Annotated in this window: 11 protein-coding genes; 4 read left to right on the forward strand and 7 right to left on the reverse strand. The window is 69.9% G+C overall.

Annotated features, from left to right (window positions below; genetic code table 11):
* The first annotated feature begins 2 nt into the window (after positions 1 to 2).
* Positions 3 to 1,364 carry a TolC family outer membrane protein gene (locus tag AC1PK7_RS16535; RefSeq protein WP_420007712.1) on the forward strand — a complete coding sequence of 454 codons (1,362 nt, stop codon included), beginning with the start codon at positions 3 to 5 and terminating at the stop codon, positions 1,362 to 1,364.
* Positions 1,365 to 1,785: 421 nt separating this feature from the next.
* Here the strand turns inward: AC1PK7_RS16535 and waaA are convergent, their stop codons facing one another.
* Complete coding sequence (waaA, locus tag AC1PK7_RS16540; RefSeq protein WP_481098841.1) at positions 1,786 to 3,105, reverse strand: lipid IV(A) 3-deoxy-D-manno-octulosonic acid transferase; 1,320 nt, start codon at positions 3,103 to 3,105, stop codon at positions 1,786 to 1,788.
* A 103-nt stretch (positions 3,106 to 3,208) separates the two neighbouring features.
* Here waaA and AC1PK7_RS16545 point away from each other — a divergent pair, with 103 nt between their 5' ends.
* Positions 3,209 to 4,156 carry an LpxL/LpxP family Kdo(2)-lipid IV(A) lauroyl/palmitoleoyl acyltransferase gene (locus AC1PK7_RS16545; RefSeq protein ID WP_481070429.1) on the forward strand — a complete coding sequence of 316 codons (948 nt, stop codon included), beginning with the start codon at positions 3,209 to 3,211 and terminating at the stop codon, positions 4,154 to 4,156.
* Between the two features lie 4 nt (positions 4,157 to 4,160).
* On the opposite strand, the gene AC1PK7_RS16550 is transcribed toward AC1PK7_RS16545, so the two are convergent.
* The 4 genes from AC1PK7_RS16550 to AC1PK7_RS16565 are packed head-to-tail and all read right to left on the reverse strand — an operon-like array spanning position 4,161 to position 7,099.
* Entirely contained in the window at positions 4,161 to 5,516 is a 1,356-nt protein-coding gene (locus AC1PK7_RS16550) for an O-antigen ligase family protein (RefSeq protein ID WP_481098842.1), read from the reverse strand.
* Positions 5,497 to 6,609 carry a glycosyltransferase gene (locus AC1PK7_RS16555; protein ID WP_481098843.1) on the reverse strand — a complete coding sequence of 371 codons (1,113 nt, stop codon included), beginning with the start codon at positions 6,607 to 6,609 and terminating at the stop codon, positions 5,497 to 5,499. Before AC1PK7_RS16555 ends, AC1PK7_RS16550 begins: the two co-directional genes overlap by 20 nt.
* Before the next feature lie 10 nt (positions 6,610 to 6,619).
* On the reverse strand, positions 6,620 to 6,817 hold the full coding sequence (locus AC1PK7_RS16560) for a zinc-finger domain-containing protein (RefSeq protein WP_010344507.1): 198 nt from the start codon (positions 6,815 to 6,817) through the stop codon (positions 6,620 to 6,622).
* A gap of 51 nt (positions 6,818 to 6,868) precedes the next feature.
* On the reverse strand, positions 6,869 to 7,099 hold the full coding sequence (locus AC1PK7_RS16565) for a hypothetical protein (protein ID WP_481100960.1): 231 nt from the start codon (positions 7,097 to 7,099) through the stop codon (positions 6,869 to 6,871).
* On the opposite strand from AC1PK7_RS16565, the gene AC1PK7_RS16570 reads away from it, so the two are divergent.
* On the forward strand, positions 7,019 to 7,768 hold the full coding sequence (locus AC1PK7_RS16570; RefSeq protein WP_481100915.1) for a helix-turn-helix domain-containing protein: 750 nt from the start codon (positions 7,019 to 7,021) through the stop codon (positions 7,766 to 7,768). The genes AC1PK7_RS16565 and AC1PK7_RS16570 overlap by 81 nt on opposite strands.
* On the opposite strand, the gene AC1PK7_RS16575 is transcribed toward AC1PK7_RS16570, so the two are convergent.
* Both AC1PK7_RS16575 and AC1PK7_RS16580 read right to left on the reverse strand, forming a co-directional pair.
* Positions 7,674 to 9,959 (reverse strand): NADP-dependent malic enzyme, encoded by a 2,286-nt coding sequence (locus AC1PK7_RS16575; protein WP_420007717.1) that lies wholly within the window; start codon positions 9,957 to 9,959, stop codon positions 7,674 to 7,676. The two genes, AC1PK7_RS16570 and AC1PK7_RS16575, sit on opposite strands and share 95 nt — an antisense overlap.
* 149 nt (positions 9,960 to 10,108) lie before the next feature.
* Entirely contained in the window at positions 10,109 to 11,473 is a 1,365-nt protein-coding gene (locus AC1PK7_RS16580; protein WP_481098844.1) for a dicarboxylate/amino acid:cation symporter, read from the reverse strand.
* A gap of 442 nt (positions 11,474 to 11,915) precedes the next feature.
* Between AC1PK7_RS16580 and AC1PK7_RS16585 the strand changes: the two genes are divergently transcribed.
* The gene (locus tag AC1PK7_RS16585; protein WP_209246116.1) at positions 11,916 to 13,088 is read left to right on the forward strand and encodes an OprO/OprP family phosphate-selective porin; all 1,173 of its coding nucleotides are present in this window, start codon (positions 11,916 to 11,918) and stop codon (positions 13,086 to 13,088) included.
* The last annotated feature ends 170 nt before the right edge of the window (positions 13,089 to 13,258 follow it).

Raw genomic sequence — 13,258 nt, forward strand, 5'->3', positions numbered from 1 at the left:
CAATGATCCGCCGATCCCTCGTCCTGGCGCTGGCCGCCGCGCTGTTTCCGCTGGCCGCCAACGCCACGGACCTGCTGCAAGTCTACGAAATGGCCCGCAACAGCGACCCGCAGTTGGCCTCCGCGGAATCGACCCGGCTGTACGACAAGGAGGGCGAGGTGCAGGCGCGCGCCGCACTGCTGCCGCAGCTCAACGGTAGTGCATCGCTGCAGCGCAGCCATAGCGAGATCGAGCGCGGCACCGGCGAGCTGTCCGGCACCAGCAAGAGCCGCAGCTACGCCGTGCAGGGCCAGCAGACCCTGGTCAACTTCGCGCAGTTCTCCAACCTGCGCGCGCAGAAGGCGCGCAGCCTGGCCGCCGACTACACCCTGGATTCGGCCAACGACGACCTGATCGTGCGCACCTCGGCGGCCTATTTCAACGTGCTGGTAGCGATCGAGTCGCTGGTCGCCGCCGAGACCAACGAAGCCGCCGCCAAGAAGCAGTTCGACTATGCCGACAAGCGCCTGGAAGTGGGCCTGGCGCCGATCACCGATGTGCACGAAGCCCGCGCCGAGTACGACCAGGCCCGCGCCGACACGATCACCGCGCGCAACTCGCTGCAGGACCTGTACCAGGCGCTGACCGAGATCACCGGCCAGCCGGTGCGCGACCTGCGCGGCCTGCCGGAGGATTTCCGTCCGCAGCTGCCGGCCACCGGCGGCGACATCGACAGCCTGATCGCCTCGGCGCTGGACAAGAATCCGTCGCTGCGCTCGTACCAGTACCAGGTGCAGGCCGCCGAGGCCAGCGTCTCGGCCGCGCGCGCCGGGCACCTGCCGACGCTGAACCTGTCGGCCAGCGCCGGTCGCGATGCGACCTGGGGCGACGGCGTCTCCGGCAGCAATTCGCCGCGCGCCGACAGCAACACCATCGGCGTCACCCTGAACATCCCGATCTTCGCCGGCGGCGCCACCCAGTCGGCGGTGCGCCAGGCGTTGGCGCAGCGCGACATCGCCCAGGACACCTACGAACTGCAGAAGCGTGCGCTCGACCGCAACACCCGCAACGCCTACCAGACGGTGGTGGCCGGGATCAGCGAGATCGAGGCGCGGCGCCTGGCGGTGGTCTCGGCGCAGGCCGCGTTCGACGCCTCGCAGGTCGGCCTGGAAGTCGGTACCCGCACCGTGCTGGACGTGGTGCAGAACCAGCGCACCCTGTACCAGGCGCAGCTGGCCTACGCGCAGGCGCGCTACAACTTCCTGCAGAACCGCCTGCTGCTGAGCCAGGCGCTCGGCTCGCTGGACGTGGCCGAGGTGCAGTCGATCAACGCGCTGCTGACCCAGAGCGCCGAATCCAAGCTCAACTCCACCAGCACGCAGTAAGCGCGTCCGCGCGCGCATCGAAACGGCGGGCCTTCGGGTCCGCCGTTTTGTTTTGGGGAGCTCGGGCTGAGCTGTGTCAGCACGCCGTTCCCGCCTGCCGGTCGCGGCTGAAGCCGCTCCTACGAGTGCGCACTCGCCATGCGACACGCGCCCGCCATCTGGCAAAGCGAACGCCGTTCTGACCGTGACACGACAGTCCGGCAGCACACTGTGGGAGGGACTTCAGTCCCGACGCGCTGCGCGATGGAAGGGGCGGAATAGGCGCACGGAGAGCGTCATGCGTCGCGGCTGAAGCCGCTCCCACACGGGTCTTTCTGGGATACGGAAAAGGAAGCTGGCGCAGTCACCGTAGGAGCGGCCTCAGCCGCGACGCGCTTTACCGGGAACGCCGAATGACGCACGCATCCCGGCGCCACGCACGTCAGTCCTCCGCACTCGCCTCGCCGGCCAACGGCGGCAGATGCGGCGCGATCAGTTGCAGGGTCCGTTGCAGCGCACCGCGGCCGTTGGCGACCAGCGCGCACCCGGCCTCGGCCATCTGCTTGCGCGCATCGGCATCGCCCAGCAGGGACTGCAGCGCCGCGCACACGGCGCCTGCATCCTCGCAGATGGCCACCGCACCGGCCTCGCGCATGCGCCGCGAGATTTCGGAGAAGTTGTGCAGGTGCGGGCCGGTGACCGACGGCGTGCCGACCGCCGCCGGCTCCAGCAGGTTGTGGCCGCCGATCGGCTGCAGGCTGCCGCCGACGAAGGCGACCTGCGCGCAGGCGTAGAAGCCCATCAACTCGCCCAGCGTGTCGATCACGAACACCGCATCGTCGGCACCCGGCCATTGCTGCTGGCGGCGCGTGGCCACGCGCCAGCCCTGGTCGCGCGCCAGCGCCTCGACCTTGGCGAAGCGTTCCGGATGCCGCGGTGCCCACAGCAGCAGCAGGTCCGGCCACTGCCGGCGCAGTTGCCGGTGCATCTCGATCACCGCCGCTTCCTCGCCGTCGTGGGTGCTGGCGGCGATCCACACCGGGCGCGCCGCCGGCACGCGCTCGCGGAACGCGGCAACGACCTCCGGCAGGTGCGCGGGCGCGGCGATGTCGAACTTCAGGTTGCCCAGGGCGCGCACCTGCTCGGCGCGCGCGCCCAGCGCGACGAAGCGCTCGGCGTCCTCCTGCGACTGCGCCGCCACGCAGGTGACGGTGCGCAGCGCACGCCCGATCAACGGCCGCAGCACCCGGTAGCCGCGCAGCGAACGCGCCGACAGCCGCGCGTTGAGCACGTACACCGGAATGCCGCGGTCGCGGCAGCCGAACAGCATGTTCGGCCACAGTTCGGTTTCCAGGATCAGCGCCAGGCTCGGGCGGAAATGCTGCAGGAAGCGGCCGACGCTGCCGGGCACGTCATAGGGGAGGTACACATGGTCCAGCGCGTCGCCCCACAGCGCGCGCACCCGCTCCGAGCCGGTCGGGGTGATGGTGGTGATCACCCAGCGGATGTCCGGACGCTGCGCACGCAGCGCGTTGACCACCGGCGCGGCGACGTTGACCTCGCCCACCGAGACCGCGTGCAGCCACACCCGCGGGCGTCCGCGCGCCTGCGAGTACGAGGCGTAACGCTCGTCCCAGCGCTGGAAGTACTGGCGCACGCGGAAGCCGCGCCAGACCAGGTGATAGACGGTGACCGGCAGCAGCAGATAGAGCACGGCCGAGTACAGGCCGCGCAGCAGCCGCTCGATGAAATCGTTGCGCATCCGGACAGCATAGCCGGTTGCGTCGGGACGGCGGCAGACGATCGCCATGCCCCCAGCAGTGCGCGCCGACGCGGCCGTACGCGTGCCCGGCTAAACTTGGCGCATGTCTGCCGCTCCCACTCCGCCCGCGTCCGCGACCCAGGCCGCACCGCCGCCACGCTCGCCCCGCCACTGGCCCACCTGGCTGCTGCTCGGCCTGGCGGTGATCGCCGCCCGCCTGCCGTGGCTGTTGCAGCGCGCGCTGGGCCGCGGCATCGGCTGGCTGGCGCTGCGCCTGGCCGGCACCCGCCGCCATGCCGCCGAGGTGAACCTGACACTGTGCTTCCCGGAGCAGAGCGAGGCCTGGCGCGCGCGCCTGCTGCGCGACAGCTTCGACGCGCTGGGCGTGGGCGTGTTCGAATTCGCCCGCGCCTGGTGGGGCGGCATCGGCGCGATTCGCCGGCGCACCCGCATCGAGGGCCTGGAACACCTGCAGGCGCTGCAGGCGCAAGGCCGCGGCGTGCTGCTGGTGTCGGGCCACTTCATGACCCTGGAGATCTGCGGCCGCCTGCTGTGCGATCACGTGCCGCTGGCCGGCATGTACCGGCGCCACCGCAATCCGGTGTTCGAATGGGCGGTCAAGCGCGGCCGCCTGCGCTACGCCACCGCCATGTTCGCCAACGAGGACCTGCGCGGCAGCGTGCGCCACCTCAAGCGCGGCGGTTTCCTGTGGTACGCGCCGGACCAGGACATGCGCGGCAAGGACACGGTGTTCGTGCCGTTCTTCGGCATGCCCGCGGCCACCATCACCGCCACCCACCAGCTAGCGCGGCTGACCGGTTGCGCAGTGGTGCCGTACTTCCACCGCCGCGAAGGCGCCGACTACATCCTGCGCATCGCGCCGCCGCTGGAGGACTTTCCGTCGGAAGACATGGTCGCCGACACCGCGCGGGTCAACGCCGCCATCGAGGCGATGGTGCGCGAGGCGCCGGCGCAGTATCTGTGGATCCACCGCCGCTTCAAGCGCCAGCCCGGCGGCCGCAGCGACTTCTACGAGCGCCAGCGCGGCTGAGCGCTCACCCCGGCGTCGCGGCGTCGGTGCGTTCGCCCGGTTCGGGGTCGTTCGCCAGCAGGGCGCCGGCGTACAGGCCGATCAGCAGCATGGTCAGCGCGCCCCAGAACGACGAGTAGAAGGCCAGGTGGGTGTTGAACGGGAACACCGTGATCAGCAGCGCCTGCATGGCCGGCCGCGCGCGTTCGCGCGCCTGCGCCGACGCGTAGCGCCACGCGCGCCACGCCTGCGCCGCACCGGCCAGCCACAGCAACAGGCCGATCACGCCGGTCTCGGCAAGCACCTCGAGCACGATCTGGTGGGCATGGAAGGCCGGTTCGCGTCCCCACTCCCCGGCATGGCTCGGATCCGGATCGCACCCGACGTAGGCCTCGCGGAAGCCGCGCACGCCGACGCCGTTGATCGGGTGCTGGCGGATCATGCACCAGGCCGCGGTCCAGATCTGCGCACGCCCGGTCAGGGCGGCGTTGAGGTCGGCCGGATGCCCGCTGAGCGCGCGCGCGGTGCGCTCGAAGCGGTCGTGCACCTGCGGCGACACCACGCCCAGCACGCCGGCGCCCAGCAGCGCGGCCACGCCCAGCGCCAGCAGCTTGCGCGTGCCGAGCAGGCGCCAGCCCGACAGCACCAGCAGCAGCGCATAGGTGACCCACGACGCGCGCGATCCGGCCAGCACCAGCACCCCGCCGACCGCGCCCGCCGCAAGCAGCCAGCCCCAGGCGCCGCCGCGGCGCGCCGCCACCCACAGCAGGAACGGCGACACGCTGGCCAGCACCTGGCCGAACTTCAGGTTGCACGGGCCGAACACGCCGCTGAGGCGATCGGCCAGGGCGATCTCCTGCGGCGTGCACAGGCCGTGGTGGCTGATCGCCCACTTCAGCTGGTCCATCGACCAGAACAGCGGGCTGGTGCCGCACAGCGCCTGCGCCAGTGCGTCCACGGTCCAGATCGCCGCGATCGCCGCCAGGCCGTTGAAGGTGATGCGGCGCCCGCGCGGCGTCGCCACGGCCATCGCCACCAGCCACAGGAACGGCAGGAAGCGCAGGTCCACCGCCGATTCGCGCAGGGCCAGCGCCACGTCCACCGCACCGAACGCCGACAGCGGCTGCGGCAGCCAGTAGGTGAGGAACAGCAGCGTGGTCAGCGCCCAGGCCGGACCGCTGAGCAGGCGCGCGCCGCCGCGGAAGCGGCTGTGCAGCAGCCGCGCCAGGGTGACCAGGGCGCCCAGCGCCAGCACGCCGGCGGCCAGGCCGGGCGCCGGCCACAGCGCGACGAACACCAGCACCCATACCGGCGCCCAGCGTTCGCGGACCTCGGGCAGGGCAGAAGCGGACAGGGAACCGTCAGGGCCGGAGTTCGTCATAGATCGCCAGGGTGCTGCGCTGCATCGCCTGCAGCGTATAGGGAAGCGTGGCCGGCGGCGCCGGTGGCTGCGCCAGCAGCGCGCGCGCGGCGGCCTGCAGGGCCGTGGCGTCGAACGTCGCCACGGCGCCGGCGGGCTGCAGTTGCGCCAGCAGTTCGCCGACCCCGCCATGCGCCCAGCCCAGGACCGGCCGCCCGACCGCCAGCGCCTCGACCACGGTGCGGCCGAACGCCTCGGGCTTGCGCGAGAGTTGCAGCACCAGGTCGCTGGCGGCATAGGCCTCGGCGATGCGGGCGGTGGGCGCGGTGAACGCCAACGCATCGGCCACGCCGACTGCAGCGGCCTCGGCCTCCAGTTCGCGGATATAGGCCTCGCGTCCGGCCTCGCGCGCGCCGGGCAGCCACAGCCGTGCGTCGCTGCCCTCCCCGCGCAGTGCGGCCAGCAGGCGCAGCGCATCGGCATGGCCCTTCAGGCGGGTGCCGCGCCCCGGCAGCAACAGCAGCGGCCCGTTCCCGGCCAGCGCCGGCGCCTGGCTGGCGGCCCAGGCCCGCGCCTGCGCATCTGGCCAGGGGCGGCGCGGGAACTGCGCCGGATCGATGCCGCGCGGCACCACCCGCAGGCGCGCCGGATCGGTCTGCGGATAGTGCCGCAGCACGTAGTCGCGCACGGTCTCGGACACGCAGATGACCCGCTCGCCGCGGGTCATCACCGCGCTGTAGCGGCTGGGCGAATTGAGCCCGTGCACGGTGGTGACCAGGCGCGGACGTTGCGCCACCGGCATGCCCTGCAGCGCGCGCCAGCCCAGCCAGGCCGGCAGCCGCGAGCGCGCGTGCACGATGTCGGCGCGCTCGCGCGCGAACAGCCGCCGCAGCGCCGGCACATGGCGCAGGGTCAGCAAGGACTTGCGGCCGATGTCCAGGGCGATGTGCTCGGCACCGGTGGCGGCCAGCGCCGGCAGCAAGCGGCCGCCGGCCGACACGACCACGGCGCGATGCCCGGCGTCGACCAGGGCCTGGGCGATTTCCAGCGTGGACCGCTCGACGCCGCCGGACTCCAGCGCCGGCAGCAACTGCACCACGGTCAGGCGGTGCATCGAATCCGGATCAGTCGACCAGCACGAAGACCGCGCCGCAGTACGGGCACTTGGCTTCCAGGCCCGGCTCGTCCTCGATCGGCAGGTACACCCGCGGATGCGAGTTCCACAGCGCCATCTCCGGCGTCGGGCAGCTCAGCGGCAGGTCGGCGCGGCGCACCTCGTAGCGCGTCTGGGCGTTGGCGGGCGCGGTGGCGGTATGGCTCATGGCGGTGGGGACACGGCGAAAAGGGACAGGCGATTCTAGCAGCCCGTCCCGCTACGGGCGCGGCTTGCGGCGGCGGCGCGGCGCGGTCCTTTCACGCGCCTTTCCGCTTCGCTTGATACGGAACCAACGCGCCACTATGCTGGCATCACGCGGCGCCGACATGCCGCTTTGAGGTGTCTCGTGGATATAGGTGTGCGTTTGATGCAGGCGCGGCGAAATGCCGGTTTCACACTGCGCGAGCTTGCCGCCTTGTTGGGCGTGGCGCATAGCACGCTGGGTCATTGGGAGAACAACCGTTCGGTCCCCAATGCCCGGCATTTGCTGAAGATCGCCGAACTTACCGGCGTCGACGCATATGTGCTGCTGACCGGCAAGCCTTCCAAGCTGAACCAGACCGACGGCGACAGCCTGCCGCTGCCGTGGGCAAGCGCATGGCCTGAACGGGGCGCGGCGCCGCCGGCGCCGCCTTCGTGCCTGGCCTTCCCTCGCGCGGCCTTCGTGCCGGCCGCGCGCGCAGCGATGCGAATGGCACTGCGGCATTTCGTGTCGCCCACGGATGAAAGCGTTTTCAGTCTCGTCCTTTCGGTCTCTCCCCTAGCGCCCCCCTCGCCCGCCGGCCCCGCAGCCGTGGGGATCGTGGCGCCGCTGCTGTTCTCTTCTCGCCCCACACCATTCCGCGCAACCAGCGCAGGCGGCTGCATGCGCGGCAGGTGCGATTCGCCTGCAATGCGAATGCGCACGCCAATGCGCCGCCGCATCAGCGGCAGCGCATCGGCACAGCAGCAGTGGGCGCAACCGGCGAACGCACGGCGCGCGACGCGTGCCAACGCCGCCGCGTGCGGCGCCGACCCGGCGCTTATTTCTCCGCGTCGCGTTGCTTGCGGATCTGCGCATCGACCGCGGCGATCGCGGTCATGTTCATCACCCGGCGCGAGGTGGCGCTGGTGGTGAGGATGTGCACCGGCTTGGAGATGCCCATCAGGATCGGGCCGATCGCCACGCCGTCGGTGAACACGCGCACCAGGTTGTAGGCGATGTTGGCCGCTTCCAGGTTCGGCAGCACGAACAGGTTGGCGCGGCCCTTCAGCGTGCTGTTGGGCATGATCTGCTTGCGCAGCGCCTCGTCCCACGCGGTATCGCCCTGCATCTCGCCGTCGATGTTGAGTTCCGGCTTGCGCTTGAGCAGCGCCTCGCGCACCTGGCGCATCTTCAGCGCGTCGCGCGAATCGTGGCTGCCGAAGTTGGAGTGCGACAGCAGCGCGATGTTTGGCTCGATGCCGAACAGCTTCAGGCGATAGGCGGCCTGCAGCGTGGCCTCGACGATCTGCTCCACGCTCGGGTCTTCCTGCACGTGGGTGTCGACGAAGAAAAACGCGCCCTGCTGGTTGATCACGCCGGTCATCGCCGAGGTCGAACTGACCCGCGGCTCCAGCGGAATCACGCTGCGCGCGTAGCCGAGCTTCTTGTGGAAGCGGCCGACCACGCCGGTGAGCAGCGCATCGGCTTCGCCGCGCGCGACCATCACCGCGGCGATCAGCGTCGGCCGCGAGCGCATCAGCTCCTTGGCCGCGGTGACGGTGACGCCACGGCGCTCGGTCAGCGCGTGGTAGTACTGCCAGTAGTCGTTGAAGCGCGGATCGTCGTGGATGTTGGTGATCTCGAAATCCACGCCGGCGGTGATGCGCAGGCCCAGGCGCTGGATGCGCGCCTCGATCACGTCCGGGCGGCCGATCAGGATCGGGAACGCCAGGCCCTCGTCGATCACGCTCTGCACTGCGCGCAGCACCACTTCCTCTTCGCCTTCGGCATAGACCACGCGCTGCTTGTCGGCGCGGGCGCGGTCGTACACCGGCTTCATCATCAGGCTGGTGCGGTAGACGAACTGGCTGAGCTTGTCGCGGTAGGCGTCCATGTCGGCGATCGGCCGCGTGGCCACGCCCGAATCCATCGCCGCCTGCGCCACCGCCGAGGACAACTCGACCAGCAGGCGCGGATCCAGCGGCCGCGGGATCAGGTAGTCGGGGCCGAAGCTCGGCGTCTCGCCGCCGTAGGCCGCACCCAGGTCCGAGGCCTCGCGCCGTGCCATCGCCGCGATCGCCTTGACGCAGGCGATCTTCATCTCCTCGTTGATGCCGGTGGCGCCGACGTCGATGGCGCCACGGAACAGATAGGGGAAGCACAGCACGTTGTTGATCTGGTTCGGGTAGTCCGAACGGCCGGTGCCGATGATCGCGTCCGGGCGCACTGCCTTGGCCGCTTCGGGGGTGATCTCCGGATTGGGATTGGCCAGGGCGAAGATCACCGGCTGCGGCGCCATGGTCGCCACCATCTCCGGCTTGAGGATGCCGGCGGCCGACAGGCCGAGGAAGATGTCCGCGCCCTCGACGATCTCGGCCAGCGTGCGCTTGTCGGTGTCGCGCGCGTAGCGCGCCTTGTCCGGGTCCAGGTCGGTGCGGCCGGTGTGGATCACCCCGTCGCGGTCCAGCGCCAGGATGTTCTCCGGCTTCAGGCCCAGCGAGACCAGCATGTTGACGCAGGAGATGCCGGCCGCGCCCATGCCGGTGGTGGCCAGCTTGACCTCTTCGATCTTCTTGCCGGTGACCACCAGCGCGTTGAGCACGGCCGCGCCGACGATGATCGCGGTGCCGTGCTGGTCGTCGTGGAACACCGGGATATTCATGCGCTCGCGCAGCTTGCGCTCGACGATGAAGCACTCCGGCGCCTTGATGTCTTCCAGGTTGATGCCGCCGAAGGTCGGCTCGAGGCTGGCGATGATGTCGACCAGCTTGTCCGGGTCGTTCTCGTTGATCTCGATGTCGAACACGTCGATGCCGGCGAACTTCTGGAACAGCACGCCCTTGCCTTCCATCACCGGCTTGGACGCCAGCGGGCCGATGTTGCCCAGGCCCAGCACCGCGGTGCCGTTGCTGATCACCGCCACCAGGTTGCCGCGCGCGGTCAGTTCGCTGGCCTGCTGCGGATCGGCGACGATGGCCTCGCAGGCGAAGGCCACGCCCGGCGAATAGGCCAGGGACAGGTCGCGCTGGGTCAGCATGGGCTTGGTCGCGGAGACCTTGATCTTGCCCGCCGGCTGTTGGCGGTGATAGTCGAGGGCGGCCTGTTTGAAATCGTCGTTTGACATCGAGGGCTTCTTTTGTCGAAAGGCGCGGAGGCCCGGAATTCTACCCCCAGCAGCAGGAGTGGTCCTGTCTGGCGGCTGTCGCCAGGGCCTTGAGTGCCGGGAAAAACGCAACGCGCCGGCAATGCCGGCGCGTCGTGCGGTGCAGCGGATCAGCGCGTGGCGAGCGATTCGGCCGCCACCGCGGGCAGCGGCACGGCCTCGCCGTCCAGGGCCAGGCGCAGGCGATCGCGATCCAGTGCGTTCTCCCAGCGCGAGACCACCACGGTGGCCACCGCGTTGCCCATGAAGTTGGTCAGCGAGCGGCACTCGCTCATGAAGCGGTCGACGCCCAGGATCAGCGCCATGCCGGCCACCGGCACTTCCGGCACCACCGCCAGCGTCGCCGCCAGGGTGATGAAGCCGGCACCGGTCACGCCGGCCGCGCCCTTGGAGCTGAGCATCGCCACCAGCAGCAGCGTGATCTGATGGCCGAGGGTGAGTTCGGTATTGGTGGCCTGGGCGATGAACAGCGCCGCCAGGGTCATGTAGATGTTGGTGCCGTCGAGATTGAAGGAGTAGCCGGTGGGTACGACCAGGCCGACCACCGACTTCTCGCAGCCGGCGCGCTCCATCTTCTCCATCAGCGACGGCAGCGCCGATTCGGACGAGGACGTGCCCAGCACCAGCAACAATTCGGCCTTCAGGTAGCGGATCAGCTTGAAGATCGAGAACCCGCACAGATACGCCACGGCACCGAGGATCACCACCACGAACAGCAGCGAGGTGACGTAAAACGAACCGACCAGCCAGGCCAGCTGCACCAGCGAGTGCAGGCCGTGTTCGCCGATGGTGTAGGCGATCGCGCCCAGCGCGCCGATCGGCGCGGTCTTCATCAGGATGTGCACCAGCTTGAACACCGGCGCGATCAGCGCCTCCAGCAGGTTGACCACGGGCTTGCCGCGCTCGCCGATCAGCGCCAGCGACACGCCGAACAGCACGGCGACGAACAGCACCTGCAGCACATTGGGACCGACCAGCTTGCCATTGACCACCTGGTCGCCGGTGAACGCGCCGATCAGCGACGTGGGGATGATGTCCATCAGGAAGCCGACCAGGGTCAGGTCGTGCGACTTCTGCACGTAGCTGGCGACCTTGCTCTGGTCCAGCGTGGCCAGGTTGACGTTCATGCCCGCGCCCGGCTGCACCACGTGCGCGACGATCATGCCCACCACCAGCGCCAGGGTGGAGAAGAACAGGAAGTACACCATCGCCTTGCCGAACACCCGGCCGACCGTCTTCAGGTGGGTCATGCCGGCGATGCCGGTGACGATGGTCAGGAAGATCACCGGCGCGATGATCATCTTCACCAGCTTGATGAAGGCATCGGCCAGCGGCTTGAGCTGGGTGGCGAACTGCGGTTCCAGATGGCCGAGGACGGCACCGATGACGATGGCCGCCAGCACCTGGACATAGGTGTGCCGGTAGAACGGCACAGGCCGCGGCGCAGGCGTGGCCGGGGAAGTTGAGATGTGCATCGAAAGCGCTCCGGGACGGTCCGCCCACCCGACGCGGGTCGCGGAATGCTGCCTTTGTACGCGTCGCCAGCGTCTAAGCAGATAACCTATTGGTACTAGGCCCGGCGCCGCGCCTTGTCGACGCGGTTACAGTGGCGCGGTAGGCTCACGGAAGGGCTAACGCAACGCCGCACGCAGACGCCGCCCGCGCTGCGATGGCGGCGCCGTCGCCATCGCAGCGCATGTCTTCAGGGGGAGACGGCGCCGCAGGACTGCAACATCGCCGTAAAGAACGGCCGGGCGCGTCCGCTATTGCATGCAGGGGGCATCACGTCCGGCACCGTGTCCGCATCGCGGCGGCATCGCCGTTCGCGTGCGGCCCGCCGCCGCACTGCCCGCGTCATCGCACCACCTGCCGGCCGGGGACTGCCGTGCCTTCATTCCTTACCGAGACGACTCCATCATGCGCCACACTCTTCTCTTCGCCGCGCTGGGCCTGACCGCCGCCGCTCCCGCCTTCGCTGCCAACGGCTTCGACGACTGGCCGACCAAGGTCGCCTTCAACGACGGCACCGAACTGGCCGTGACCGGCAACTACGCCTACGACTGGAACAACTTCTCCAACGACGACGGCCGCCTGGAGGACGACAATACGTTCCGGCGCAAGGAGTTCGGCGCCACGCTGAAGAAGAAGGGCGTGTACGACGCGATGGTGTACTTCGACTTCCAGTCCAAGCTGTGGCTGGACGTGTTCTTCCGCTTCGAGACCAAGGCCCTGTTCGGCGCCGACTACGGCAAGGTGCGCCTGGGCTACATCAAGGTGCCGGTGGGCCTGGAAGGCGTGACCAGCTCGCGTGCGGACAGCTTCATGGAAGTGGCGCTGCCGGTGCAGGCGATCTACCAGGGCCGCCGGACCGGCGTGGAGTGGACCTTCGAGCGTCCGCAGTACCTGCTGCAGGCCGGCGCCTACGGCGGCAAGGATCTGCAGGGCGACAATCCCGGCACCACCCAGGCGGTGCGCGGCGTGTGGACCCCGTTCAAGGCCGACGGCGACGTGCTGCACCTGGGCCTGGCGTATTCGCAGGAGAATCCGCGCGGCTACCACAACGGCCTGGACGTGAGCTTCAGCCCGCGCGCGCGCTTCCGTGCGCGTCCGGAAGCCGGACTGACCGACGTGCGCCTGATCGATTCGGGCACGCTGGTCGACGTCGACCAGGTGCGCCGCACCGGCCTGGAGGCGATCTGGATCAAGGGTCCGTTCTCGATGCAGGGCGAGGCGCTGCGCGCCGACGTGACCCGCGACAACGGCCGCCCCGACTACACCGCCGACGGCCAGTACGTGTTCGCCAGCTACGTGCTGACCGGCGAATCGCGGCCCTACAGCGCCGGCAACGTCGGCAACATCAAGCCGGCCAACGCCTACGGCGCGGTCGAACTGCTGGCGCGCTACAGCCGCCTGGACCTGGACGACGGCACGGTGCTCGGCGGCCGCCAGCACGACTGGACCCTGGGCGCCAACTGGTACCTGACCAGCCACTTCAAGTTCCAGGTGAACTACGTGCGTGCCGATGCCGAGCGCGCCGGTGTGCGCGTCAAGCCGAACTCGCTGGACCTGCGCGCCCAGGTCCAGTTCTGAGCCGCCGCAGTCCGGCCGATCCGACGCGATCGGCCGGGCTGCGGGTTGCTGCGCCGCGCGAAAGCGCTGCGCAGCGGGCTGCGGGCATGGCGCTCGGCGATGCCGACGACGCTTGGGCGATGCGACCTGCCCATACACGGCGTACCGTTGCAGATCCGCAAGACGGCATC

The organism is Xanthomonas sp. NCPPB 3174 (assembly GCF_056725205.1).

Bases quoted from the DNA above. Each gene is read 5' to 3' on its own strand.
- AC1PK7_RS16535 (WP_420007712.1), top strand. From the start codon at position 3: ATGATCCGCCGATCCCTCGTCCTGGCGCTGGCCGCCGCGCTGTTTCCG.
- waaA (WP_481098841.1), bottom strand. From the start codon at position 3,105: ATGCGCAACGATTTCATCGAGCGGCTGCTGCGCGGCCTGTACTCGGCC.
- AC1PK7_RS16545 (WP_481070429.1), top strand. From the start codon at position 3,209: ATGTCTGCCGCTCCCACTCCGCCCGCGTCCGCGACCCAGGCCGCACCG.
- AC1PK7_RS16550 (WP_481098842.1), bottom strand. From the start codon at position 5,516: ATGACGAACTCCGGCCCTGACGGTTCCCTGTCCGCTTCTGCCCTGCCC.
- AC1PK7_RS16555 (WP_481098843.1), bottom strand. From the start codon at position 6,609: ATGCACCGCCTGACCGTGGTGCAGTTGCTGCCGGCGCTGGAGTCCGGC.
- AC1PK7_RS16560 (WP_010344507.1), bottom strand. From the start codon at position 6,817: ATGAGCCATACCGCCACCGCGCCCGCCAACGCCCAGACGCGCTACGAG.
- AC1PK7_RS16570 (WP_481100915.1), top strand. From the start codon at position 7,019: ATGCAGGCGCGGCGAAATGCCGGTTTCACACTGCGCGAGCTTGCCGCC.
- AC1PK7_RS16565 (WP_481100960.1), bottom strand. From the start codon at position 7,099: ATGACCCAGCGTGCTATGCGCCACGCCCAACAAGGCGGCAAGCTCGCG.
- AC1PK7_RS16575 (WP_420007717.1), bottom strand. From the start codon at position 9,959: ATGTCAAACGACGATTTCAAACAGGCCGCCCTCGACTATCACCGCCAA.
- AC1PK7_RS16580 (WP_481098844.1), bottom strand. From the start codon at position 11,473: ATGCACATCTCAACTTCCCCGGCCACGCCTGCGCCGCGGCCTGTGCCG.
- AC1PK7_RS16585 (WP_209246116.1), top strand. From the start codon at position 11,916: ATGCGCCACACTCTTCTCTTCGCCGCGCTGGGCCTGACCGCCGCCGCT.